Here is a 24,154-nt window from a genome sequence, read left to right as displayed (position 1 = left end):
GATGGACAAAATTTGGCTGAAGTCTTATCCCGCTGGTGTGCCGGCGGAGATCGATCCCGACCAGTACCGCTCGCTCGTCCAGCTGCTCGACGAGTCGTTCGTCAAATACGCCGAGCGCAATGCCTACGTGTGCATGGACAAGTTCCTCACCTACGGCGAGCTCGACGAGTACTCGCGCCGCGCCGCGGCCTGGCTGCAAAGCCGCGGCATGCAGCAGGGCGCGCGGGTGGCCATCATGATGCCCAATGTGCTGCAGTACCCGGTGGCGATCGCCGCCATCCTGCGCGCCGGCTACACGGTCGTCAACGTCAATCCCCTGTACACGCCGCGCGAACTCGAGCACCAGCTTACCGATGCCGGCTGCGAGGCGATCATCGTGCTCGAGAACTTCGCGCACACGCTGCAACAGGTGCTGCCGCGCACCCAGATCAAGCACATCGTGGTGGCCAGCATGGGCGAAATGCTGGGCGGCGCCAAGGGCGCCATCGTCAATTTCGTGGTCCGCAACGTCAAGAAAATGGTCCCCGAATTCAGCTTGCCGAACACCGTCAAATTCAAGGAGATGCTGGCGCAGGGCGCAAAAATGCAGTTCGCGCCCGTCGTCAGCACGCCGCAGGACATCGCCTTCCTGCAGTACACGGGCGGCACCACGGGGGTGTCGAAAGGCGCCACGCTGAGCCACCGCAACATCATCGCCAACCTGCTGCAGTCGGAAGCCTGGTCGGCGCCCGTGCTGGGCGCCGCCGGCGGCGCCCAGACCACCATCGTCTGCGCGCTGCCGCTGTATCACATCTTCGCACTGACCTGCTGCGCCATGTGGGGCATGCGGGTGGGGGCGCTCAACATCCTCATTCCGAACCCGCGCGATATCGGCGGCTTCGTCAAGGAGCTGCGCAAGTACAAGGTCAACATGCTGCCGGCCGTGAACACGCTGTATAACGCGCTGGTCAATCACCCGGACTTCGGCGCGGTCGATTTCTCGGGCCTGAAAATCGCCAACGGCGGCGGCATGGCGGTGCAGCAGACGGTCAACGACAAGTGGAAGGCCATCACCGGCGTGTCCATCATCGAAGGCTACGGCCTGTCCGAAACGTCGCCCGTCGCCACCTGCAATCCGGCCAATATGGACGGTTTTTCCGGCGCCATCGGCCTGCCCGTGCCATCGACCGACGTCGCCATTCTCGACGACGACGGCAAGCCGGTGCCGCTGGGCGAACGGGGCGAGATCGCCATCCGCGGCCCGCAGGTGATGGTCGGCTACTGGAACCGCCCCGACGAAACGGCCAAGGTCATGACGGCCGACGGCTTCTTCAAGTCCGGCGACGTCGGCGTGATGGACGCGGCCGGCTCCGTGAAAATCGTCGACCGCAAGAAGGACATGATCCTCGTGTCCGGCTTTAACGTCTACCCGAACGAACTCGAAGGCGTCATCGCCGCCCATCCGGGCGTGCTCGAATGCGCCGTCATCGGCGTACCCGATGAGCACTCGGGCGAAGCGGTCAAGGTGTTCGTGGTGCGCAAGGACCCGGCATTGACGAAGGAGCAGCTGATGGACTACTGCAAGGAACAGCTGACCGGCTACAAAAAACCGAAGTATATCGAGTTTCGCGATGAGCTGCCGAAGACCAACGTCGGCAAAATTTTGCGCCGCGTGCTGCGCGACGAAACGCCGGCCGAATCGGCCCGCCAGGTCGCATAGCAAGGCCGGCAGGACCGACCTTCGGGTCGGTTCACCGTAACGCCCGGCCGCCGGGCGTTTTTTATTGTATTGAGCATTGAGTAAATGAGGCGTGGATGGACAAGTTTTGGCTTAAATCGTATCAGCCCGGCGTGCCGGCGGAAATCGACTGGACGCAGTACCAGTCGCTCACGCACATGCTTGAAGACGCCTTCGTGCGCCACGCGGCGCGCCCCGCCTTCGCCTGCATGGACAAGTCGATCACCTACGCCGAACTTGACGTCATGTCGCGCAAGATGGCCGCCTGGCTGCAGTCGAAAGGGCTCAAGCAGGGCGCCCGCGTGGCCCTGATGATGCCCAATGTGCTGCAGTACCCGGTGGCGATGGCTGCCGCGCTGCGCGCCGGCTACGTCATCGTCAACGTCAACCCGCTCTACACGGCGCGTGAACTGGAGCACCAGCTGATCGACTCGGGCGCCGAGGCCATCGTGGTGCTGGAGAATTTCGCCACCACGGTCGAACACGTGCTGGCGAAAACGCCCGTCAAGCACGTCATCGTCGCCACCATGGGCGACCTGCTGGGCGCCGTCAAGGGCACCATCGTCAACCTGGTGGTGAGAAAAGTCAAAAAGCTGGTGCCGGCGTTTTCGCTGCCCGGCGCGGTGTCGTTCAACAAGGTCATCCGCGAAGGCGCGCGCCTGCAGTTCAAGCCCGTCACCATCAAGCACGACGACATCGCCTTCCTGCAGTACACGGGCGGCACCACGGGCGTGTCGAAAGGCGCCGTGCTGCTGCACCGGAACGTCATCGCCAACGTGCTGCAAAACGAGGCCTGGCTCACCCCCACCCTGTCGACCCTGCCGGCCGGCCAGCAGTTGCAGTTCGTCTGCGCGCTGCCCCTGTATCACATCTATGCGCTCACGGTGTGCGCGCTGATGGCGATCCGCCTGGGCGGCATGAACCTGCTCATTCCGAATCCGCGCGACATGCCCGGCTTCGTCAAGGAACTGGGCAAGTACCGCATCAATATTTTCCCCGCCGTGAACACGCTGTATAACGGCCTGCTCAACAACCCCGACTTCGCCAAGCTCGATTTTTCCAGCTACCGCGTCTGCAACGGCGGCGGCATGGCCGTGCAGCAGGTGGTGGCCGACAAGTGGCTGGCCGTGACGGGCACCCCCATCGTCGAAGGCTACGGCCTGTCCGAGACTTCGCCCGTGGCCACCGCCAACCGCTGCGACATCACCCGCTTCACGGGCACCATTGGCCTGCCGCTGCCATCGACCGAAGTGCGCATCCTCGACGACGCCGGCTTCGAAGTGCCGCTGGGCGAGCGGGGAGAAATCGCCATCCGCGGCCCGCAAGTGATGGCCGGCTACTGGAACCGCCCCGACGAAACGCTCAAATCGATGACCTCGGACGGCTTTTTCCGCACCGGCGACATCGGCATCATGCAAGCCGACGGCAGCACCCGGATTGTCGACCGCAAGAAGGACATGATCCTCGTGTCGGGCTTTAATGTGTACCCGAACGAGGTCGAGGCGGTGGTGTCGTCGATGCCGCAGGTGCTCGAAGTGGCCTGCGTGGGCGTCCCGGACGCCAACTCGGGCGAGGCGGTCAAACTGTTCATCGTCAAGCGCGATGCGGCGCTGACGAAGGAGCAGGTGCTCGACTACTGCCGCGAACAGCTGACCGGCTACAAGCGGCCGAAGTTCGTCGAGTTCAGGAGCGACCTGCCGAAGACCAACGTGGGCAAAATCCTGCGGCGCGAACTGCGCGACACCACCGCCGCCTGAACCCAACAGCGCGCTAGCTGGCCACGATGCGGGCGCTGCCCGCGCTCACCGTGAAGCGCGCCAGCGTGGCGCTGGCGCTGGCGGGATCGTGGACATCGTCGACGCCGATAAAGTGGGCCGTCGAACTGGCCGGCGTCACCGCCATCAGGATAAAACCGCGGCGGTCGCTGCGGCCGTAGCGGATGTGCGGATTGGTCTCGACCATTTTCAGGGTGCGCTCCTGCGGGCGGCTCGGCGAGGTAATCGAGGTGCCGCAGAATTCGGCCGCCAGCAGCGGGTTGGCGGGCGAGGCCGGCAGGTCGAAGTCGCGCCGCAATTCGGCGGCAAAAAAACTGTGGACATCGCCCGACAGCACCAGCGGATTGGCGGCCTGGCTCGTCTGTAAAATATCGAACAGGCGCCGCCGCGCGGCCGGGTAGCCATCCCAGCCATCGGTCCAGAAGCGTCCGTCGCCCGGCTGGACGATCCTGACCTGGCTCGCCTGCGCCATCAGGGTCTGCTGGGCGATGATGTTCCAGCGCGCGGGCGAGCCGCGCAGGCCCTGCGCCAGCCAGGCCTCCTGCTCGCCGCCCAGCATGGCGCGGGCGCGGTCCTCCAGCGTGGCGCAGCCGGCGCGCGTGGCGTTGCTGACGCCGCAGGCGTGCGGGGCGCGGTACTGGCGGTCGTCGAGCACGTGAAAGCGCGCCAGCCGGCCCCAGTCATAACGCTGAAACAGGCTAAATCTCGCATAATCGCTGCCCTGCGGCAGGCGCAGCGGCATGTGTTCATAAAACGCCTGGTAGGCCGCCGCCCGCCGCGCGGCAAAGCCGGCCAGGCCGTGCGCATCGACTTCTCCCGTGTAATCGTTGACCACCTCGTGGTCGTCCCAGGTGACGATCCACGGTGCGGCGTGATGCGCCGCCTGCAGATCGGGGTCGCTCTTGTACTGGGCGTAGCGGGCGCGGTAGTCGGCCAGGGTGAACGATTCGTTGGTGCGCAGCGCCTTGGCGGGATGGTCGCGGCGGTACGGTCCCCATTCGTAGATGTAGTCGCCGACAAAGGCGACCAGGTCGGGCGCGGCGGCGGCGATATGGCGGTGCGCGCAATAGCTGCCGAATTCCCAGTGCTGGCACGAAGCCACCGCCAGCTTGAGCAGCGCCGGCAGTTCGCCCGCCGCGGGCGCCGTGCGGGTGCGTCCGACCGGGCTGACGGCGTCGCCCAGCATGAAGCGGTACCAGTACCAGCGCCCCGGCCGTAAGCCCTTGACGTCGACGTGGACGCTGTGCGCCAGCGCCGGCGTCGCGCTGGCGCTGCCGCGCGCGGCGATGCGGGCAAACGCGGCATCCTCGGCCACTTCCCAGCGCACCGCGTAGGCGATGGGTGCACTGGCGGCGCCCAGCGGATCGCCGAGGATACGTGTCCACAGGATGACGGAGTCGGGCAGGGGCGCACCCGAGGCGACGCCCAGGCTGAACGGATAGGCGCTGTCGGCGGCGCGGGCGCAGCCAATGCCGGCGGCGGCGACGGCCGCCAGTTGCGCCGCATTGCGCAAGAAAATGCGGCGCTGAAGGCTCATGGGTGCGGCGGGTGATTGATCAGCGATTCGATCGGCGGCAGCGCCCGCGGCTTGCGGTCGGCGCCGGTGGCGACGTAGGTCAGGGTCGCCTCGGTCACCTTGACGATGTCGGCCTGCAGCCGGTTGCGCTCGGCGTAGACCTCGACATACACGGTGATCGAGGTGGTGCCCACCTTGACGATGTCGACGTAAAACGACAGCAGGTCGCCCACGAACACGGGCTGCTTGAACAGGAACGAGTTGACGGCGATGGTGGCGACGCGGCCGTTGGCGCGCCGGGTGGCCGGCAGCGAGCCGGCGATGTCGACCTGGGCCATGATCCAGCCGCCGAACACGTCGCCATAGACGTTGGCGTCGGACGGCGCCGGCATCACGCGCAACTGGGGCATTTTGCCCGCGGGGAGGCCGGGCGGGATCGCTGCGGGCGTGAAGTTTTCTGGCGTGGTCATCGTGAATTTCCGTGAAAGGCTACAATCGATCCGAATTGAACCACAAAAGTAAAAGCTCTGTCATGCGCCGTTCCTCCCCCCCCAGCACGCCCGCCACCGCCAGCGCCGAAAAAACCGGTCGCAGCGACTGGTCGACCATCAAGACCCTGCTACCGTATTTGTGGGTCTACAAGTGGCGGGTGGCCGCCGCGCTGGGCTGCCTGATCGGCGCCAAGGTCGCCAACGTGGGCATTCCCGTGGTGATGAAACACCTGATCGACGCGCTCACCATCGGCCCCGGCAATCCGCAGGCGCTGCTGGTGCTGCCCCTGGGCGTGCTGGTCGCCTACGGCGCCCTGCGCCTGTCGACGACGGTATTTACGGAGCTGCGCGAATTTCTGTTTGCCAGGGTCACCCAGCGCGCCGTGCGCACCATCGCCCTGCAGGTGTTTCGCCACCTGCACAACCTGTCGCTGCGCTTTCACCTGAACCGCCAGACGGGCGGCATGACGCGCGATATCGAACGGGGCACCCGCGGGGTCAGCTCGCTCATTTCCTACACCCTGTTCAATATTTTGCCCACGCTGGTGGAAATCACCCTGGTGCTGTCTTACCTGGTCGTCAAGTATGACCGCTGGTTCAGCATCATCACGGCCGTCGCCCTCGTCACGTACATCACGTTTACCGTGATGGTGACGAACTGGCGCACCCATTTCAGGCGCACCATGAACGAGCTCGATTCGAAGGCCAACACCAAGGCCATCGACTCGCTCATCAACTACGAGACGGTCAAATACTTCGGCAACGAGCGCTACGAGGCGGCGCGCTACGACGAAGGCCTGCAGCGCTATGAAAATGCCGCCGTCAAGTCGCAGACCTCGCTGTCGGTGCTCAACACGGGCCAGTCGCTGATCATCGCCAGCGCCGTCACCCTGATCCTGTGGCGCGCCACCGTCGGCGTCATCGATGGCAGCATGAGCCTGGGCGACCTGGTGCTGGTCAATGCCTTCATGATCCAGTTGTACATCCCGCTCAACTTCCTCGGCGTGATCTACCGCGAAATCAAGCAAAGCCTGGCCGACATGGAGCGCCTGTTCGCCCTGCTGGACCAGAACCGCGAAGTGGCCGACAGCGCCGGCGCCGGCGCGCTGCTCACGCACGGCGCCCGGGTCGAATTTCGCCACGTCGATTTTAACTACGAAGCGAACCGCCAGATCCTGTTCGATGTCGATTTCACGATCGCCGCCGGCACCACCACGGCCGTGGTGGGCCACAGCGGCTCGGGCAAGTCGACCATGTCGCGCCTGCTGTTCCGCTTTTACGACGTCAACGCCGGCGCCATCACCATCGACGGCCAGGATGTGCGCGCGGTGACGCAGGAGTCCTTGCGCGCGGCGATCGGCATCGTGCCGCAAGACACGGTGCTGTTCAACGACACCATCGAATACAACATCGCCTATGGCAAGCCGGGCGCGAACAAGGCCGACATCGTCGCCGCCGCGCGCGCGGCGTCGATCCACGACTTCATCGAGTCGCTGCCGGACGGCTACGCGACGATGGTGGGGGAGCGGGGCTTGAAACTGTCGGGCGGCGAAAAGCAGCGCGTGGCGATCGCCAGGACGCTGCTGAAGGATCCGGCGATCCTGATCTTCGACGAGGCGACGTCGGCGCTGGACTCGCGCGCCGAGCAGGAAATCCAGGCGCAACTGAAGGACATCGCCAGGAACCGCACCACGCTGGTGATCGCTCACCGCCTGTCGACGGTGGCCGACGCCCAGCAGATCCTGGTGCTCGACCATGGCCGCATCGTCGAGCGCGGCACCCATCAGTCGCTGCTGGCGCTGGACGGCCTGTATGCGCAGATGTGGCAGCGCCAGCAGGCCCGCAGCGACGAGGCGCTGGCTTCGCCGCCGGCGGCACTGCTTCAGTAAGTGTAGAACATGCGCTGAATGTCCTTGCTGTTGCTGGTGCGCGTGAGCGCCAGCATCAACAGGATCCGCGCCTTTTGCGGGTTGAGGGTATCGGCGGCGACGAAGTCGAGTTCATCGTCGTTGGCTTCGCCGTTGCGGGCCAAAATCCCCTGTCCGACGCGGCTGGCGCGCACCACGATGGCGCCTTTCTGGCGCGCCGCTTTCAAGGCCGGCAGCACTTTCGCCGCCAGGCTGCCGTCGCCCACACCGGCGTGGATGATGCCCTTGGCGCCGGCGGCGACAAACGCGTCCACCGCCACCGGGCCCACGTTGGCGTAGCCGTAGACGATTTCCACCATCGGCAAGGCGTTCAGGCCGGCGATGTCGAACTCGGTGTCGACCGTGTGCTTGCGCGTGGACTGGCGATAAAAGAACGGTTTGCTGCCCTGGATGTAGCCCAGCATGCCCAGTTCCGGGGTGCGGAAGGCGTCGAGCGTAGAGGTGTTGGTCTTGGTGATGTCGCGCGCGGCCTGGATCTGGTCGTTCATCGCCACCAGCACGCCCTTGCCGACCGCCTCGGGGCTGGCCGCCAGCAGCACGGAATTGTACAGATTGATGGGACCGTCGGCCGACAGCGCCGTCGACGGCCGCATGGCGCCCACCAGCACGACCGGTTTGCGGCTTTTCACCACCAGGTCGAGAAAATACGCCGTCTCTTCGAGCGTGTCGGTGCCGTGGGTGATGACGATGCCATCGACATCGGCGCGCGCGAGCAGCACGTTGACGCGCTTGGCCAGGGTCAGCCAGTGCTCGTTGCTCATGTTTTCGCTGGCGATCTGGAACACCTGTTCGCCGCTGACCTGGGCCACCTTGGCCAGTTCCGGCACCGCCTTGATCAGGCTTTGCACGCCGACGGTGGCGGCGGTGTAGCCGACCGTCGTGGTCGAGCTGGCGCCGGTGCCGGCGATGGTGCCGCCGGTGGCGAGAATGATGACCCTGGGCAGCGGCGCGGGCGCCACGCTCTGCGCGTGGGCGCCGGTGAGCACCATGGAGGCGCACAAGGCGAGCATGAGACGGCGTGTAGGTTGGTGCATGAAGACTCCCTGGTAAAAAAACGAAGCGAAATCAAAAAAAAGGCTTTCCATCGCTGGAAAGCCTTGAGGCGGTGCGAACGGCTGCCGGCGGATCAGGCCAGCGGCGCCGTCGCCAGGTCCTTCTGGACCGGCTGGGTCAGTTCGCCCTCCCACTTGGCGACGACGGCGGTGGCGATGCCGTTGCCGATGACGTTGGTGGCCGAACGCGCCATGTCGAGGAAGTGGTCGATCCCCAGCAGCAGCAGCAGGCCCGCTTCCGGAATATTGAACTGGGCCAGGGTGGCGGCGATCACCACCAGCGAAGCGCGCGGCACGCCGGCCATGCCTTTCGAGGTGAGCATCAGCACCAGCATCATGGTGATCTGCGAGCCGAGCGACATTTCGATGCCGTAGGCCTGGGCGATGAAGACGGTGGCGAAGGTGCAGTACATCATCGAGCCGTCGAGGTTGAACGAATACCCGATCGGCAGCACAAAGGCGGCGATGCGGTTCTTCACGCCGAAGCGCTCGAGGCCTTCCAGGGTTTTCGGAAACGCCGCTTCCGACGACGCCGTGGAAAACGCCAGCAGGGTCGGTTCGCGCAGCTCGGCCAGCAGGCGGATCACGCGTGGGCCCAGAAACAGGAAGCCCAGCGCCGTCAACACCAGCCACAGCAGCGCAATGCCGAAGTAGAACTCGCCCATGAAGATGCCGTAGGTTTTCAGCACGCCCAGGCCGCTCTTGGCGACGATGCCGGAGACGGCCGCAAACACGGCGTACGGCGCGAAGTTCATCACGTAGCCGGTGACCTTGAGCATGATGTGGGCGACCCCGTCGATGGCGTCGATCAGCGGCTTGGCGCGCTCGCCGACGGCGGCGGCGGCGGTGCCGAAGAACAGCGAGAAGATCACGATCTGCAGGATCTCGTTTTTCGCCATGCCGTCGGCGATCGAGGTGGGCACCAGGTGGGTGATGAACTCCTTGAGCGTCAGGCCGCTGGTGACGATGCCGGAGGCGGTGCCGATGGCCGGCATGGCGTTGGCGGCGTGGAAGGCGTCGCCCGGACGGAACAGGTTCACCAGCACCAGGCCCAGCGTGAGCGAGATGACGGAGGCGATGACGAACCAGCCCAGCGCCTTGATGCCGATGCGGCCCACTTCGCGCGAGTCGCCCATGCGGGCGATGCCCACGACAAGGGTGGAAAACACCAGCGGCGCGATGATCATTTTAATCAGGCGCAGGAACAGGGTGGTCACCAGGTTCATGGCGTCGGCGTAGCTGGTGGGCGCGGCCATGTTGGCGTTGACGATGTAGCCGACCAGGATCCCGAGCGCGAGCCCGATCAGGATGTAGATGGTCAGGCGGTTGCGATTGTTCATATGGCGCTTCCTGTGAGAGGGTCGAGGCGGGTGCTGACAGTGACGGTGGAGCGCCGCCGGCGCGCGATCTCGGGCAAAATATGCCGGCCGAAGCGCGTGGTCGCCGCCGATACTGGTGGTAAAGACAAGTTCCGCAGTATCCTAAGCATTACAGACGCTGTCAAGCTAACCTGCCTGGGGAACAACGCAACAATGATCGAACTGAACAAAGTCAGTAAATGGTACGGCGCCTTCCAGGTGCTCGACCAATGCAGCACCGCTGTCGCCCGTGGCGAGGTGGTGGTGGTGTGCGGGCCGTCCGGTTCGGGCAAATCGACCCTGATCAAGACCGTCAACGGGCTCGAGCCGTTCCAGCAGGGCCGTGTCAGCGTCGACGGCATCGCCGTGGGCGACCCCGCCACCGACCTGCCGGCCCTGCGCGCCCGCATCGGCATGGTGTTCCAGAATTTCGAGCTGTTTCCCCACCTGAGCGTGCGCCACAACCTCATTCTGGCGCAAATGAAGGTGCTCAAGCGCAGCGAGGAGGAGGCCAGCGTCAACGGCCTGAAATACCTGGACCGGGTCGGCCTGCTGGGTCAGCAGGACAAATTCCCCAGCCAGCTCTCCGGCGGCCAGCAGCAGCGGGTGGCGATCGCCCGCGCGCTGGCAATGGACCCGGTGGCCATGCTGTTCGACGAACCGACTTCCGCGCTCGACCCGGAAATGATCAACGAGGTGCTCGACGTGATGGTGGGGCTGGCGCAGGACGGCATGACGATGATGGTGGTGACCCACGAAATGGGCTTTGCCCGCAAGGTGGCCGACCGCGTCATTTTCATGGACCACGGCCAAATCGTCGAGGAAGCGGCCACCGAGGCGTTTTTTACGGCGCCCCGCTCGGCGCGGGCGCGCGACTTTTTGGCGCGCATTATTCATTAGTGTTGGTCTGATCATGGCTGCCACTGGCGCGGGCGACGTCGGCGCGGGCGCAGAGTAAAATACCGCCACCCGTGTTTTGAAAGCTGCCATGTCCACCATCGCCTCCCCGCAGACCCTCACCATCACCCGCCCCGACGACTGGCACCTGCACCTGCGCGACGGCGCCACCCTGGCCAGCGTGCTGCCGCACAGCGCGCGCCAGTTCGCCCGCGCCATCGTCATGCCGAACCTGAAGCCGCCCGTCACCACCACCGTCCAGGCGGCGGCGTACCGCCAGCGCATCCTGGCGGCGCTGCCGGCCGGGATGGCGTTCGAGCCCCTGATGACCTTGTACCTGACGGAGGACACCGACCCCGACGAAATCCGCCGCGCCCAGGACAGCGGCTTCGTGCACGCCGTCAAGCTCTACCCGGCCGGCGCCACCACCAATTCGGCCGCCGGCGTGACCGACCTGGCGCGCTGCTATAAAACCCTGGAAGTGATGCAGGAAGTGGGCATGCCCTTCCTCGTGCACGGCGAAGTCACCGATGGCGACATCGACCTGTTCGACCGCGAAGCGGTGTTCATCGAACGCGTCATGCGGCCCCTGCGGCGCGACATGCCGGCCCTGAAAATCGTTTTCGAGCACATCACCACGAAGGACGCGGCGCAGTACGTGGCCGAGGCCGAAGGGCCGATCGCCGCCACCATCACCGCCCACCACCTGCTCTACAACCGCAACGAGATCTTCAAGGGCGGCATCCGTCCCCATTACTACTGCCTGCCCGTGCTCAAGCGCGAAGAGCACCGGCTGGCGCTGATGACGGCCGCCACCAGCGGCGACGAGCGCTTCTTCCTCGGCACCGACTCGGCCCCGCACGCCATCGGCGCCAAGGAAACCGCCTGCGGCTGCGCCGGCTGCTACACCGCCCTGCACGCGATGGAGCTGTACGCCGAAGCGTTCGAACGCGCCGGCGCCCTCGACCGGCTGGAAGGCTTCGCCAGTTTTCACGGCGCCGATTTCTACGAACTGCCCAGAAACGAAGGCAGCATCACCTTGACGCGCGAGGCCTGGACCCTGCCGGACACGCTGCCGCTGGCCGACGCCGCCGTGGTGCCGCTCAACGCGGGCGAGCAAATCAACTGGAAGATGCTGTAAGGCGTGCTGCGCGATATTGACTGGCGCCAGCCGTGGTACGACAGCGTGCGGCCCGCCTTCGAGCGCCTGGCGCCGGGCGACCTGCATGCGGCCCTGAACGGCGCCGCCCGCGCGCTCGATCTGCGCAACGGCGCGCAGGTGCCGATCCGTTTCGTCCCGGCGGCTGCGCTGCCGGCCGACCAGGCCTATGAGCAGTTCATCGGCGCCACCGCCTGCGTGCCCACGCGCGAAAACCTGCACGATTTTTTCAACGCCCTGGTCTGGCTCACCTTCCCCCGCATGAAGGTGCAGCTCAACGCCCTGCAGGCGGCGCAGATCGCCCTCGACGGTGTCGGCCGTTCACGCGGTCCGGCGCGCGACGCGGCCACCATTTTCGATGAGAACAGCGCCTTGCTGGTGGTGCGCGACAGCGACAGCGCCGCCGCCCTGGTCGAGGCCTTGCGGGACCACCGCTGGCACGAAGCGTTCGTCGAGCGGCGCGCCCAGTTCGGTGTTGATACCGACTTGTGGCTGTTCGGCCACGCACTGATGGAAAAGCTGGTGGCGCCGCGCAAGCCGATCACCGCGCACACCCGCGTGGTGGTGGCCGACGCCGCCTATTTTCTGGCGCCGCCGCCGCAGCGGCGCGCCTGGCTCGACGCCCACCAGGCGCAGGCGCTGACACAAGCGCCCCTGACCACGGCCTGCTTCACGCCACTGCCGGTGCTGGGCGTGCCCCACTGGTGGCCCGGGCAGGATGAACAATTTTATGACGACGCCAGCGTGTTTCGACCGAAGCGGCGCTGACAAGAAGGAGTGATATGGACGCAAACGTACGCTGGGGCATCCTCGGCACCGGCAAGATCGCCCGTGCCTTTGCCGAAGCGCTGCGGCACACGCCGGGCGCCGTGCTGGCCGGCGTCGCCTCGCGCGACGGCGCCAGCAGCGCCGCCTTCGCTGCCGAATTCGGCACCGCCCACGCCAACACCGTCGCCTACACCGGCTACCAGGGGCTGGCCGACGCCGATGGCATCGACCTGGTTTACATCGCCACCCCGCACCCCATGCATGCGGAGAATGCCCTGATGGCGCTGCATGCGGGCAAGGGCGTGCTGTGCGAAAAAGCCTTCACGGTGAACCGCCGCGAAGCCGAACAGGTCGTCGCCCTGGCCCGTGCCAAGGGGCTGTTCCTGATGGAGGCCATGTGGACCCGCTTCATGCCGGCCCTGGCCGCGGTACGCAGCGTCATCGCCGAAGGCCGCATCGGCACGCCCACCCACCTGACGGCCGATTTCGGCTTTCATGCCAGCTTCGGCGCCGAACACCGCGTCTTCAATCGGGCCCTCGGCGGCGGCGCGCTGCTCGACCTGGGCATCTATCCCCTGTCGATCGCCGCCAGCCTGCTGGGCCCCGTGCAGGCGGTCAGCGCCCTGGCCGACATGGGCCCCACCGGCGTCGACCTGCAGACCGCCTTCACGCTGCGCCACGCGGGCGGCGCCATCTCGGCCTGTGCCTGCTCGCTGCGCGCACGCACGCCATGCGAGCTGACGGTGTCGGGCGAACTGGGGCAGGTGCGCATGAACACGCGGTTTCACCGCGCCACCAGCATCCGCGTCACGCTCGCCGACGGCAGCAGCAGCACGCTGGCCACGCCCTACCTGGGCAATGGCTATGTCCACGAGATCGTCGAAGCGCAGCGCTGCTGGCGCGCCGGCCTGATCGAAAGCCCGCACATGACGCACGCGGACACGCTGGCGCTGATGGGCGTGATGGACGCCATCCGCGGCCAGATCGGCCTGCGCTACGAGGCCGACGATCTGCCAGAGGCATAAAAATTTTTTGTGGAAAGATTGTAAAAAACAGTTGCATTTACATTACAATTATCGGCCCGGACCGGGCGATTCGTCGGGCTCGCTCGCCGGATCCCTTCCATTGTTTCGAAAGGCCGTACTGTGATGCTTCGTTCTTCCCTCGCCGTCGCCGCCGCAGCGCTGCTTACCGCATGCGCCACCCCGCAAGCGCCCGTTGGCATGGGCGCCACCACCTTGACCAAGCCGGGTAGCAGCTACGCCGTCATGATGACGACGCTGGCGCCGTCCGACACGTTTTTTCCCGGCGCCGACTGCCTGCTGTGCATCGCCGCCGCCTCGGTGGCCAACAGCAAGCTGACCGCGCACACCAAGACGCTGGCGCCGGGCGAGCTGGCCAAGCTCAACGTGGAAGTGGCCGAGGCGCTGCGCAAGAAGGGCGCCACCGTCACCGTGGTCGATGCCTTCGACATCAAGTCGCTGCCGGACGCGGCGAAATCGGCGCCGAACTTCGCGCGCAAGGATTTCAGCAGCCTCAAGGCCAAATACCATGTCGACAAGCTGCTCGTGATCGCCGTCGACGCCACCGGCTTCGAACGCCGCTACGCCACCTATATTCCGTCGAGCGATCCGAAGGCCAAGGTGGGTGGCGTCAGCTACATCGTCGACCTGTCGACCAACGCCTACGAATGGTATATGCCCATCAATGTGCAAAAAGCCAGCGACGGCGCCTGGGACGAGCCCCCCACTTTTCCCGGCCTGACCAACGCCTACTACCAGGCGCTTGAAATGACCCGCGACCAGGTCATCAAGCCGCTGGCCCAGTAAGCCAAAGCGCCAGCGCATGCCGCAGCACCGACCAATGGGACGCCGCCTGGCCGCCTGCCTGGCCGCCGTCGGTGCGCTGGCGAGCGGCGCCGGCGCCGCCGACCTGCCGCCCGGCCTGTGCCTGCGCGGCCCGGCCCAGCCGCAGGTGGCGTTTCACGGTCTGCCCAATTTCGACGGCGCCGGCGGCAGCGCCACGCCGATTCTGTACCCGGCGCCGAACCTGGCCGGCATGCTGGGCGGGGTGATCGCCCATGGCCTGCTGGTCAATGGCGGGCGCGAGCGCGAGAAAGAGCGCATCCGCGAAGAGGCTGACAAGGTGCTGCTGCCCTACCACGGCGACCTGGCGCAGTTCAATCATGAGCAACTGCTGGGCGCCGCGCTGGCGCAGGCCAGGGTGGCCGGCGCCAAGCGCCTGGCGGCAGCGGCAACGGTGGCCGGCGTCGACGAGACGGTGCTCGACAGCGCGCCCCTGTTCTACATGACCCAGGACCGGCGTGCGCTGGTGCTGGTCAACACGCTCACCGTGCGGATCGCCGGTGCTGCCGCGGCGGTGCAGAAAATGGTGCGGGTGGTATCGGCGCCGCGCGCCCGCGATGCCGAGGCGGACTGGACCGACGGGACCCCCAATCTGCTGCGCCGCACCAGCATCGGCATGCAGGCGCGCGCCATCGAAATCGCCCTGGCCGACGCCAACGCCGACTACCGCGCCGGCGCCGCGGCGCCGTTTCGCACGGTGCGTTACGACGAGGGCGGCGTCGAGCGCATGGAGCGCGCGCAGGTGGTCGCCGAGCAGTGCGGCGAATTGGTCATCCGTACCCTGCGCGGCGAATTGATGGCAGTGCCGCGCAAGGCGGCCGGCGGCGATCCCTTGTGCACGCCGCACGCCGGCAGCTGACCGGCGCCGTTTCAGGCCTGCGCGCGCGCGCCGTCGAGCTTTTGAAACAGCGCCCGGTACTGGCCGCGCGCATGCTTGTTCAAATGCTGGCGCACCAGGTCGAGTTCCTTTAATTCGCGCCCGGCCAGGTCGGGGCGGCCGTGCGCCAGCGCCCACATGGCCAGGCCGGCGCGCGCTTCGATGCTGGCGAAACGCTCGACCAGCGCCTCGTACTCGACGCCCGCCTCGGCGTGGCGGCCGGCGCTGTCGTACGCGGCCGCCAGCGTCAGGCCCAGCTGCTCGGGACGAAAGCCCGGTTGCGCCGCGCGGACGGTGACGAGAATGCCGATCGCTTCGCCCGGTTGGGCGTTGGCCAGGCGCGCGCGGGCGGCGCCCAGTTGCAGTTCGGCGTCGCCGGCGAACGGGCCGGCCAGGCAGGCGTCATAGTGGTCGACCGCCTCGGCGATGGCGTCGGCCTCGCCCGTGTCGAGCAGGGCGGTGGCCAGGCTGACGCGGTTGGCGGCGGTGGGCGCGAGCGCAAAGGCGGCGCGCGCCTCGCGCACGGGGCGGCCCGGCTGGACGGCACGGTCGATGGCGCCGGTGGCGCGCGCCAGCCCCCGCTGCAAGCGGGCATCGGGCAGGAACACCACGGCGAAATACACCACGCTGCCCAGCAGCGGGAACATAAACAGGATCAACAGCCAGTACAGCTCACGGCCCGTGCGCACGGCGTGAATGGCGAAGAAGAGGGCGACGATGACGTGGAGTCCGAGTCCGAGGAATGGCATGCGCGAAACAATTTAATAGATAGATTGGCAAGTGTAGAGAGTATTTGCCTAATGAAAACTATTCAATTGTCACAAGTACACCGATTGCGCCCACTTGTAACGTTGCGGACAGAATCGGTGTCGCGGTGGCGCCACGCTCACACCTTCAGGAACTCTTCCTTGCCGCCCAGCCAGCGTGCCAGGTGCGCCTCGACGACGTCGCCGGCCGGGTTGCGCAGCAGTTCGGTGGCCACTTCCTTGGCCTGTTCGACCAGCCACTGGTCCGTTTCCAGGTCGGCGAAGCGCAGCATGGCCTGGCCCGACTGGCGCGCGCCGAGGAACTCGCCGGGGCCGCGGATTTCGAGGTCGCGGCGGGCGATCTCGAAGCCGTCGGTGGTCTCGCGCATGGTCATCAGGCGCTGCTTGGCGATGCCGCCCAGCGGGCTTTGGTAGAGCAGCAGGCAGACGCTGGCCGCCGAGCCCCGTCCGACCCGCCCGCGCAACTGGTGCAGCTGCGACAGGCCGAAGCGCTCGGCGTGCTCGATCACCATCAGCGAGGCGTTCGGCACGTCGACCCCCACCTCGATGACCGTCGTCGCCACCAGCACCTGCACGCTGTTGGCCGTGAACGCGTCCATCACCGCCTGCTTTTCGGCCGCTTTCAGGCGCCCGTGCACCAGTCCCACCTGCAGGTCCGGCAGCGCCTCGGCCAGCATGGCGTGGGTGTCGGTGGCCGTTTGCAGCTGCAGCGCTTCGGATTCTTCGATCAGCGGGCAGACCCAGTAGACCTGGCGCCCTTCGAGGGCGGCGGCGTGGACCCGCTCGATGACTTCGTCGCGGCGGTTCTGGTCGATGGCGCGGGTGACGATGGGGCTGCGGCCCGGCGGCAGTTCGTCGATGACGGACACCTCGAGGTCGGCGTAATAGGTCATGGCCAGCGTGCGCGGGATCGGCGTGGCCGACATCATCAGCTGGTGCGGGGTCTTGCCGTTGCTGCCCTTGTTGCGCAGGGTCAGGCGCTGGCCCACGCCGAAGCGGTGCTGCTCGTCGACGATCACCAGGCCCAGCCTGGCGAAGCTGACGCTGTCCTGGATCAGCGCATGGGTGCCGATGACGAGTTGCGCTTCGCCCGATTCGACGAGGGCGGTGGCGGCGAGCTTGTCCTTTTTTTTCAGGCTGCCCGTCAGCCACGCCACCTTCACGCCCAGCGGCTCCATCCAGCCGGCGATTTTTCGGAAATGCTGGTCGGCGAGAATTTCGGTGGGCGCCATCAGCGCCGCCTGGTAGCCGCTGTCGATGGCCTGGGCGGCGGCCAGTGCCGCCACCACCGTCTTGCCGCTGCCGACGTCGCCCTGCAGCAGGCGCTGCATGGGATATGGCTGGCGCAGGTCGGCGCGGATTTCTTCGAGCACGCGCGCCTGGGCGCCCGTCAGCGTAAATGGCAGCACCGCCGTGAACGCCGCGGTGAGGGTGCCGGCGGTCTTGATCACGGGCGCCCCCTTGGCGCGCCGGGCGCGCTGGGCGCGTTTGAGCGAGAGCTGCTGGGCCAGCAGCTCGTCGAACTTCATGCGCACCCAGGCCGGGTGCGAGCGGTCCATCAGCGCGTTCTCGTCGATTTCCTGGGGTGGCGTGTGCAGCAGGCGCACCGACGCTTCGAACTGCGCCAGGTTCATCGCGTGCACCAGCGGCGCCGGCAGGGTGTCGGTCCAGTCGATGCGGCCCATCGCCTCGGCGATGGCGCGTCGCAAAATGGTCTGCGAGAGCCCTTCGCCGGACGGGTAGACGGGGGTGAGCACGGTGGGCAAGGGCGCGCCCTCGTTGACCACCTTGTAGATGGGGTGGACCATCTCGGCGCCGAAGAAGCCGTGTTTGAGTTCGGCGCGGGCGCGCACCCGCGTGCCTTCGGCCAGCTGGCGCACCTGGCTGCCGTAGAAATTCATGAAGCGCAGCAGCAGTTCGCCGCTGGCGTCGGCGATCGTCACCAGCAGCTGGCGGCGCGGCTTGAAACTGATCTCATTTTTGGTGACGATGCCTTCGACCTGCGACACGTGGCCGCCGCGCAGGCAGGCCTCGCGGATCGGCACGACGATGGTTTCATCTTCGTAGCGCATCGGCAGGTGCAGCACCAGGTCCATGTCCGAGCGCAGGCCCAGCCTGGCGAGCTTGGTTTCGTTGGATTTTGGCGCGGCTTTGGGTTTAACAGGCATGGATGGCGATCAAGCGTGGCAAGTGGCGTAAAATAGAGGGTTGCCCGGCGCGTTTGACGCGGTATTTATCGCAATACCCGTATTGTAAGTCGCGTGGGCCTGCCCCGTGAACCCCGCCACCAGGCGTGCGCCGGTGATGGCCCCCTTTTTTTTGAACGACCACCATGTACAGCCTTTCCGACTTCGATTTCGACCTGCCGCCCGAGCGCATTGCGCAAACCCCGCTGGCCCGGCGCAGCGCCTCGCGCCTGCTGCACCTCGATGGCGACGCCATCATCGACCGCCAGTTCGGCGACATCGTCGACCTGCTGGACGCGGGCGACTTGCTGGTGATGAACGACACGCGCGTGCTCAAGGCGCGCTTCTTTGGCGTCAAGGCCTCCGGTGGCCAGGTCGAAGTGCTGGTCGAGCGCGTGCTCGACAACCGCACCGTGCTGGCCCAGGTGCGCGCCTCGAAGTCGCCCAAGCCGGGCAACCGGATGCGCCTGGCCGACGCCTTCGATGTCACCGTGGGCGAACGGGCCGGTGAATTTTTCACCCTCACGTTCGAGGCCGATGTGTTCGAGCTGATCGAAGCGCACGGCCGCCTGCCGCTGCCGCCCTACATCGACCACACCGCCGACGCTTTCGACGAGCAGCGCTATCAGACCGTGTACTCGAAGGCGCCGGGGGCGGTAGCCGCGCCCACCGCCGGCCTGCATTTCGACGACGCCCTGCTGGCGCAACTGGCCGCCAAGGGCGTGCGCTTCGCCTACGTCACCCTGCACGTGGGCGCCGGCACGTTCCAGCCGGTGCGGGTCGAAGCGCTGGCCGAGCATCACATGCACACCGAGTGGTACACGGTGCCGCAGGCCACCGTCGAGGCGGTGCAGGCGGCCAGAAGCGCCGGCCGCCATGTCGTCGCCGTCGGCACCACCAGCCTGCGCGCGCTCGAATCGGCCTCGCAGGGGGGCGCGCTGGTCGCCGGCAGCGCCGACACGGCGCTGTTCATCACCCCCGGCTACGCCTTCCATACGGTCACGCGCCTGATCACCAATTTCCACCTGCCCAAATCGACCCTGTTGATGCTGGTGTCGGCGTTTGCCGGCTACGCCCAGATCCGCGCCGCCTACGCCCACGCCATCGCCCACGAATACCGCTTTTTCAGCTATGGCGACGCCATGCTGTTGACGACCACTTCACGTAAAGTAGCCCATGCTTGAATTTACCCTGCTTAAAACCGACACCAGCGGCCTGTCGCACGCCCGCCGCGGCCGTTTGAAACTCAACCACGGCATCGTCGAGACGCCCATCTTCATGCCCGTCGGTACCTACGGCTCCGTGAAAGCCATGTCGCCGCTGGAACTGAACGAGATCGACGCCCAGATCATCCTCGGTAACACTTTTCACCTGTGGCTGCGCCCGGGCACCACCGTGCTCGACAAGTTCGGCGGCCTGCACGGCTTCATGGGCTGGCAAAAGCCCATCCTCACCGACTCGGGCGGCTTCCAGGTGTTTTCGCTGGGCGCGATGCGCAAGATCACGGAAGAGGGCGTCAAATTCGCCTCGCCGATCGACGGCAGCAAGCTGTTCTTGTCGCCGGAAATTTCGATGCAGATTCAACGCTCGCTCAATTCCGACATCGTCATGCAGTTCGACGAGTGCACGCCATATGAAATCGATGGCCGCCCCGCCACCAGCGAAGAGGCTGCCAAGTCGATGCGCATGTCCTTGCGCTGGGCCCAGCGCTCGATGAACGAATTCAAGACGGGCGAGAACCCGAACGCCCTGTTCGGCATCGTCCAGGGCGGCATGTTTGAAAATTTACGCGATGAATCGCTGGCCGGCCTGGAAGAGATCAACTTCCCCGGCATCGCCATCGGCGGCCTGTCGGTGGGCGAGCCGAAGGAAGACATGATGCGCATGCTGGCCCACGTGGGCCCCCGCCTGCCCGCCAACAAGCCCCATTATCTGATGGGCGTGGGCACGCCGGAAGACCTCGTGGCCGGCGTCGCCAACGGCATCGACATGTTCGACTGCGTCATGCCGACCCGGAATGCGCGCAATGGCTGGCTGTTTACCCGCTTCGGCGACGTCAAGATCAAGAATGCCCGCTACAAGGACGACGCCGCGCCGCTCGACGAGAGCTGCAGCTGCTACTGCTGCAAGAATTTTTCGCGCGCTTACCTGCACCACCTGCACCGCTCGAAAGAAATCCTGGGTGCGCGCCTGAACACGATTCATAATCTGCACTATTACCTAAAAATCATGCAGGAGATGCGCGACGCCATCGACGCCGATGATTTCGCGGGATTTCGCCGGCAGTTCGCGGCCGATCGCGCGCGCGGGGTGTAAATACGCAGCAACAGGGCGCTTGTATAAACGAATAACGGTTCCACTTACGCGAAGTGGTTCACGCCATCGCGCCAATGCTAGAATACAGCGCTGCTTTTTTAACCAAGTCACAACGATAACTGGAGTAAACGTGTTCATTTCCAATGCTTATGCACAAGCCACCACGGCTGGCACCGCCGCCGATCCTGGCATGATGGGCAACCTGACGACCTTCGCCCCGCTGGTGCTGATGTTTGTTGTCATGTATTTCCTGATGATCCGCCCGCAGCAAAAGCGCGCCAAGGAACAGCGTTCGATGATGGATGCGCTGGCCAAGGGCGACGAAGTCGTCACCTCCGGCGGCCTGCTGGGCAAAGTGTCGAAGGTCAGCGACGCCGGCTACGTCACCATCGAAGTGGCGACCAACACCGAGATCGTGGTGCAAAAATCGGCCATCACGACCTTGCTGCCCAAGGGCACCCTGAAGTCGCTGTAAGCTTGCCCCTTGCGCGGCCCCCGGGCCGCGCTGTCGCGCATGTTTATCTGCCAACCCGCTTGACGCTGGAATACTATGAATCGCTATTCACTCTGGAAATACATCCTGATCGCCTTCGCGCTGCTGTTGGGCGCGCTGTACACGGCGCCCAATTACTTCGGCGAATCGCCGGCCTTGCAAGTGACGACCGGCAAGGCGACCGTCAAGATCACCAGCGACACCTCGGCCCAGGTGGCCCAGGCCCTCAAGCAGGATGGCATCGCCCCTGACCGCGTCACGCTCGACGGCCAGGGCGCCTCGAGTTCGGTGCGCGCGCGCTTTGCCACCACCGATGCCCAGTTCAAGGCCAAACTGGCCCTTGAGCGCGACCTCAACCGCGACCCCACCGACCCCGACTACATCGTCACCGTCAACCTGGTCAAGAACACCCCCGCCTGGATGCAGGCCATCCGCGCCCTGCCCATGAACCTGGGCCTGGACTTGCGCGGCGGCGTGCACTTCCTGATGCAGGTCGATGCCAAGGCTGTGCTGGAAAACAAGATCAAGGGCTTGCAGTCGAGCGTGCGCAGCACCTTGCGCGATAAAAACGTCCGTCATGCGGGCATCGAGCGCGTGGGCAATGGCCTGGAAGTCAAATTCCGCGACGCCGATACCCGCAGCCAGGCCCGCAATGCCCTGGCCGCCCAGATGGCCGACCTGGCCTTTGCCGACGCCGCCGACGGCAGCGACCTGAAACTGGTGGTGACCTTGAAACCGGCCGCACTGGCGCGCACGGTGGAAGAGGGCGTCAAGCAAAACATCACCACCCTGTCCAAGCGCATCAATGAACTGGGCGTGTCCGAGCCCATCATCCAGCAGCAGGGACCGGACCGCATCGTCATCCAGTTGCCGGGTGTGCAAGACGTCGCCCGCGCCAAGGATATTATCGGCCGCACCGCCACCCTGGAACTGCGCATGGTCGACGAGACCGTGTTGCCTGGCACCGAAACGGCGGCCACCATCCCCCTCAATTCCGAAGTGTTTACCACGGGCCCGGCCGCACCTGCCGTGCTCTACAAGGACATCGTTCTGACCGGCGAATACATCTCGAATGCGTCCGCCAGTTTCGACCAGAACCAGCAGCCCGCGGTTTCCATCGACCTCAATGGCGACGGTGGCCGCAAGATGCGCGAGGCGACGCGCGAGCGCATCGGCAAGAAGATGGCGATTCTGCTCAAAGAGAAGGGCAAGTACAACCTGATTTCCGTCGCCACCATCCAGAGCGAACTGGGCAGCAGCTTCCAGATCAACAACATGGGCTCGCCGGAACGGGCCAGCGAACTGGCTCTGCTGCTGCGCTCGGGCGCGCTGTCGGCGCCGATGGAATTCGTCGAAGAGCGCGTGGTCGGCCCCCAACTGGGCGCCGAAAATATCGCCAAGGGCCTGTACTCGACGGTGTATGGCTTCATCGCCATCGCCATCTTCATGATCATCTATTACCAGCTGTTCGGCGTCTTCAGCGTCATCGCGCTGGCGTGCAATTTGCTGTTCCTGCTGTCCTTGCTGTCGATGCTGCAGGCCACGCTCACCTTGCCCGGTATCGCCGCCATCGCGCTGGCGCTGGGGATGGCGATCGATGCCAACGTGCTCATCAACGAGCGTATCCGCGAAGAGTTGCGCGGCGGCGCCGCCCCGCAGGCGGCCATTGCCGCCGGTTTCGACCGCGCCTGGGCCACCATTCTCGACTCCAACGTCACCACCCTGATCGTCGGCCTGGCCTTGCTGGTGTTCGGTTCGGGCGCCGTGCGCGGTTTTGCCGTGGTTCACTGCCTCGGTATCCTGACCTCGATGTTCTCCGCCGTGTTCGTCTCGCGCGGGGTGGTCAACCTGTGGTACGGCCGCAAGAAAAAGCTCAGCAGCATCGCCATCGGTACCGTGTGGACGCCCGGCGTGACGTCCATCAAGAAGTAATAGAGAAGAGGAACATTCAAGATGGAATTTTTCAGAATCAAGCGCGACATCCCGTTCATGCGCCACGCGTTGATCTTCAACGTGATTTCGGCCCTGACCTTCGTCGCCGCGGTATTTTTCCTGGTCCACAAGGGCTTGCACTTCTCCGTTGAATTCACGGGCGGCACCAAGCTCGAGCTGCGCTACCCGCATGCGGCCGACCAGGAGAAGATCCGCCACAACCTCGAAGGCCTCGGCTACGAGCAGCCAGTGGTGACGAGCTTCGGCACCGCCCAGGACATCATCGTCAACCTGCCCGTCCTGAAAGGGCAGGGCGACGGTTCGGATCGGGTGTTTGGTTCACTGTGCGCGGCCGAGAAAGGCACGCCCAAGCAGATCGCCAGCGTCGTCAATGGCCAGAGCGTATCGAAGCAGGGCTGCGTCGACGCCGCCGGCGCCGAAGTGCTGTCGCTGCAATCGAAAGACTTCGTCGGCCCGCAGGTGGGCGAGGAACTGATGCAAAACGGTCTGAACGCCATGCTGATGGTGATCGTCGGCGTGATGATTTACCTGGCCATCCGCTTCGAGTGGAAATTTGCCGTGGCCGCCATCGTCGCCAACTTGCACGACGTCGTCATCATTCTCGGCTTCTTTGCATTTTTCCAGTGGGAGTTCTCGCTCACCGTGCTGGCCGCCATCTTGGCCGTGCTCGGTTACTCGGTGAATGAATCGGTGGTCATTTTCGACCGGATTCGCGAAAATTTCCGCAAGCAGCGCCGCGCCAGTGTCACCGAAGTGATCGACAACGCCATCACCAGCACCATCTCGCGCACCATCATCACCCACGGCTGTACCCAGATGATGGTGCTGTCGATGCTGTTCCTGGGCGGCGCCACCTTGCATTACTTCGCCGTCGCCCTGACCATCGGCATCCTGTTCGGTATTTATTCGTCGGTGTTCGTGGCCGCGGCGATCGCCATGTGGCTGGGCGTCAAGCGTGAAGACTTGATCAAGCCCGTCAAGGAAAAAGATGAAACGGATGGGGCGGTGGTGTAAGGCCGCACCCCGTTTTCGCCAA

General features: G+C 65.5%; 20 protein-coding genes. 14 read left to right on the top strand and 6 right to left on the bottom strand.

The features are described 5' to 3' along the window. The first annotated feature begins 1 nt into the window (after position 1). Together ACP7EY_RS02220 and ACP7EY_RS02215 are read left to right on the top strand one after the other, a co-directional pair. Positions 2-1,699: a long-chain-fatty-acid--CoA ligase gene (locus ACP7EY_RS02220; protein WP_426189999.1), complete on the top strand. Its 1,698-nt coding sequence runs from the start codon at positions 2-4 to the stop codon at positions 1,697-1,699. Positions 1,700-1,794: 95 nt separating this feature from the next. Continuing rightward, the gene (locus ACP7EY_RS02215) at positions 1,795-3,474 is read left to right on the top strand and encodes a long-chain-fatty-acid--CoA ligase (protein WP_426189997.1); all 1,680 of its coding nucleotides are present in this window, start codon (positions 1,795-1,797) and stop codon (positions 3,472-3,474) included. A 13-nt stretch (positions 3,475-3,487) separates the two neighbouring features. Here the strand turns inward: ACP7EY_RS02215 and ACP7EY_RS02210 are convergent, their stop codons facing one another. Both ACP7EY_RS02210 and ACP7EY_RS02205 read right to left on the bottom strand, forming a co-directional pair. Further along, a complete protein-coding gene (locus ACP7EY_RS02210; RefSeq protein WP_426189995.1) occupies positions 3,488-5,029 on the bottom strand; it encodes an alkaline phosphatase D family protein in 1,542 nt (513 codons plus the stop codon). Beyond that, positions 5,026-5,478: an acyl-CoA thioesterase gene (locus ACP7EY_RS02205; RefSeq protein ID WP_426189993.1), complete on the bottom strand. Its 453-nt coding sequence runs from the start codon at positions 5,476-5,478 to the stop codon at positions 5,026-5,028. The genes ACP7EY_RS02210 and ACP7EY_RS02205 overlap by 4 nt, the downstream gene beginning before the upstream one ends. Positions 5,479-5,540: 62 nt before the next feature. Here ACP7EY_RS02205 and ACP7EY_RS02200 point away from each other — a divergent pair, with 62 nt between their 5' ends. Next, on the top strand, positions 5,541-7,388 hold the full coding sequence (locus tag ACP7EY_RS02200; protein ID WP_426189991.1) for an ABCB family ABC transporter ATP-binding protein/permease: 1,848 nt from the start codon (positions 5,541-5,543) through the stop codon (positions 7,386-7,388). Here ACP7EY_RS02200 and ACP7EY_RS02195 read toward each other — a convergent pair. Continuing rightward, a complete protein-coding gene (locus ACP7EY_RS02195) occupies positions 7,382-8,461 on the bottom strand; it encodes a type II asparaginase (protein WP_426189989.1) in 1,080 nt (359 codons plus the stop codon). The genes ACP7EY_RS02200 and ACP7EY_RS02195 overlap by 7 nt on opposite strands. A gap of 92 nt (positions 8,462-8,553) precedes the next feature. Further along, the gene (locus ACP7EY_RS02190; protein WP_426189987.1) at positions 8,554-9,819 is read right to left on the bottom strand and encodes a dicarboxylate/amino acid:cation symporter; all 1,266 of its coding nucleotides are present in this window, start codon (positions 9,817-9,819) and stop codon (positions 8,554-8,556) included. Between the two features lie 192 nt (positions 9,820-10,011). On the opposite strand from ACP7EY_RS02190, the gene ACP7EY_RS02185 reads away from it, so the two are divergent. The 6 genes from ACP7EY_RS02185 to ACP7EY_RS02160 all read left to right on the top strand — a co-directional run bounded on the left by ACP7EY_RS02185 (position 10,012) and on the right by ACP7EY_RS02160 (position 15,385). Beyond that, positions 10,012-10,737: an amino acid ABC transporter ATP-binding protein gene (locus ACP7EY_RS02185; RefSeq protein WP_426189985.1), complete on the top strand. Its 726-nt coding sequence runs from the start codon at positions 10,012-10,014 to the stop codon at positions 10,735-10,737. Between the two features lie 88 nt (positions 10,738-10,825). Continuing rightward, positions 10,826-11,875, top strand: coding sequence for a dihydroorotase (pyrC, locus tag ACP7EY_RS02180; RefSeq protein WP_426189983.1), 1,050 nt, complete (start codon positions 10,826-10,828; stop codon positions 11,873-11,875). 3 nt (positions 11,876-11,878) lie between these two features. Then, positions 11,879-12,661 carry a DUF3025 domain-containing protein gene (locus tag ACP7EY_RS02175; RefSeq protein ID WP_426189981.1) on the top strand — a complete coding sequence of 261 codons (783 nt, stop codon included), beginning with the start codon at positions 11,879-11,881 and terminating at the stop codon, positions 12,659-12,661. Between the two features lie 14 nt (positions 12,662-12,675). Further along, entirely contained in the window at positions 12,676-13,686 is a 1,011-nt protein-coding gene (locus ACP7EY_RS02170; protein WP_426189979.1) for a Gfo/Idh/MocA family protein, read from the top strand. A gap of 123 nt (positions 13,687-13,809) precedes the next feature. After that, positions 13,810-14,490 (top strand): hypothetical protein, encoded by a 681-nt coding sequence (locus tag ACP7EY_RS02165; RefSeq protein ID WP_426189977.1) that lies wholly within the window; start codon positions 13,810-13,812, stop codon positions 14,488-14,490. A gap of 34 nt (positions 14,491-14,524) precedes the next feature. Then, positions 14,525-15,385 carry a hypothetical protein gene (locus tag ACP7EY_RS02160; protein ID WP_426189975.1) on the top strand — a complete coding sequence of 287 codons (861 nt, stop codon included), beginning with the start codon at positions 14,525-14,527 and terminating at the stop codon, positions 15,383-15,385. An 11-nt stretch (positions 15,386-15,396) separates the two neighbouring features. On the opposite strand, the gene ACP7EY_RS02155 is transcribed toward ACP7EY_RS02160, so the two are convergent. Next, a complete protein-coding gene (locus ACP7EY_RS02155) occupies positions 15,397-16,152 on the bottom strand; it encodes a hypothetical protein (RefSeq protein WP_426189973.1) in 756 nt (251 codons plus the stop codon). Positions 16,153-16,289: 137 nt separating this feature from the next. Next, the gene (gene recG, locus ACP7EY_RS02150; protein WP_426189971.1) at positions 16,290-18,338 is read right to left on the bottom strand and encodes an ATP-dependent DNA helicase RecG; all 2,049 of its coding nucleotides are present in this window, start codon (positions 18,336-18,338) and stop codon (positions 16,290-16,292) included. A 164-nt stretch (positions 18,339-18,502) separates the two neighbouring features. Here recG and queA point away from each other — a divergent pair, with 164 nt between their 5' ends. From queA to secF, 5 genes are all read left to right on the top strand, one after another. After that, positions 18,503-19,540, top strand: a complete 1,038-nt coding sequence (gene queA / locus ACP7EY_RS02145) for a tRNA preQ1(34) S-adenosylmethionine ribosyltransferase-isomerase QueA (protein WP_426189970.1) — start codon at positions 18,503-18,505, stop codon at positions 19,538-19,540. Then, on the top strand, positions 19,533-20,672 hold the full coding sequence (tgt, locus tag ACP7EY_RS02140) for a tRNA guanosine(34) transglycosylase Tgt (protein WP_426189968.1): 1,140 nt from the start codon (positions 19,533-19,535) through the stop codon (positions 20,670-20,672). Before queA ends, tgt begins: the two co-directional genes overlap by 8 nt. Before the next feature lie 130 nt (positions 20,673-20,802). Then, positions 20,803-21,147 carry a preprotein translocase subunit YajC gene (yajC, locus tag ACP7EY_RS02135; RefSeq protein WP_426189965.1) on the top strand — a complete coding sequence of 115 codons (345 nt, stop codon included), beginning with the start codon at positions 20,803-20,805 and terminating at the stop codon, positions 21,145-21,147. 75 nt (positions 21,148-21,222) lie between these two features. Beyond that, positions 21,223-23,097, top strand: a complete 1,875-nt coding sequence (gene secD, locus ACP7EY_RS02130) for a protein translocase subunit SecD (protein ID WP_426189963.1) — start codon at positions 21,223-21,225, stop codon at positions 23,095-23,097. Positions 23,098-23,118: 21 nt separating this feature from the next. Continuing rightward, entirely contained in the window at positions 23,119-24,132 is a 1,014-nt protein-coding gene (gene secF / locus ACP7EY_RS02125) for a protein translocase subunit SecF (protein ID WP_426189961.1), read from the top strand. The last annotated feature ends 22 nt before the right edge of the window (positions 24,133-24,154 follow it).

It is taken from the genome of Massilia sp. DWR3-1-1 (assembly GCF_049898325.1).
Classification (GTDB): Bacteria; Pseudomonadota; Gammaproteobacteria; order Burkholderiales; family Burkholderiaceae_D; genus JAFCUW01.
This window is presented reverse-complemented; position numbering and strand designations above follow the sequence as displayed.

Coding starts and splice junctions, on each gene's coding strand:
- ACP7EY_RS02220 (WP_426189999.1), top strand. CDS start 2: ATGGACAAAATTTGGCTGAAGTCTTATCCCGCTGGTGTGCCGGCGGAG.
- ACP7EY_RS02215 (WP_426189997.1), top strand. CDS start 1,795: ATGGACAAGTTTTGGCTTAAATCGTATCAGCCCGGCGTGCCGGCGGAA.
- ACP7EY_RS02210 (WP_426189995.1), bottom strand. CDS start 5,029: ATGAGCCTTCAGCGCCGCATTTTCTTGCGCAATGCGGCGCAACTGGCG.
- ACP7EY_RS02205 (WP_426189993.1), bottom strand. CDS start 5,478: ATGACCACGCCAGAAAACTTCACGCCCGCAGCGATCCCGCCCGGCCTC.
- ACP7EY_RS02200 (WP_426189991.1), top strand. CDS start 5,541: ATGCGCCGTTCCTCCCCCCCCAGCACGCCCGCCACCGCCAGCGCCGAA.
- ACP7EY_RS02195 (WP_426189989.1), bottom strand. CDS start 8,461: ATGCACCAACCTACACGCCGTCTCATGCTCGCCTTGTGCGCCTCCATG.
- ACP7EY_RS02190 (WP_426189987.1), bottom strand. CDS start 9,819: ATGAACAATCGCAACCGCCTGACCATCTACATCCTGATCGGGCTCGCG.
- ACP7EY_RS02185 (WP_426189985.1), top strand. CDS start 10,012: ATGATCGAACTGAACAAAGTCAGTAAATGGTACGGCGCCTTCCAGGTG.
- pyrC (WP_426189983.1), top strand. CDS start 10,826: ATGTCCACCATCGCCTCCCCGCAGACCCTCACCATCACCCGCCCCGAC.
- ACP7EY_RS02170 (WP_426189979.1), top strand. CDS start 12,676: ATGGACGCAAACGTACGCTGGGGCATCCTCGGCACCGGCAAGATCGCC.
- ACP7EY_RS02165 (WP_426189977.1), top strand. CDS start 13,810: ATGCTTCGTTCTTCCCTCGCCGTCGCCGCCGCAGCGCTGCTTACCGCA.
- ACP7EY_RS02160 (WP_426189975.1), top strand. CDS start 14,525: ATGGGACGCCGCCTGGCCGCCTGCCTGGCCGCCGTCGGTGCGCTGGCG.
- ACP7EY_RS02155 (WP_426189973.1), bottom strand. CDS start 16,152: ATGCCATTCCTCGGACTCGGACTCCACGTCATCGTCGCCCTCTTCTTC.
- recG (WP_426189971.1), bottom strand. CDS start 18,338: ATGCCTGTTAAACCCAAAGCCGCGCCAAAATCCAACGAAACCAAGCTC.
- queA (WP_426189970.1), top strand. CDS start 18,503: ATGTACAGCCTTTCCGACTTCGATTTCGACCTGCCGCCCGAGCGCATT.
- tgt (WP_426189968.1), top strand. CDS start 19,533: ATGCTTGAATTTACCCTGCTTAAAACCGACACCAGCGGCCTGTCGCAC.
- secD (WP_426189963.1), top strand. CDS start 21,223: ATGAATCGCTATTCACTCTGGAAATACATCCTGATCGCCTTCGCGCTG.
- secF (WP_426189961.1), top strand. CDS start 23,119: ATGGAATTTTTCAGAATCAAGCGCGACATCCCGTTCATGCGCCACGCG.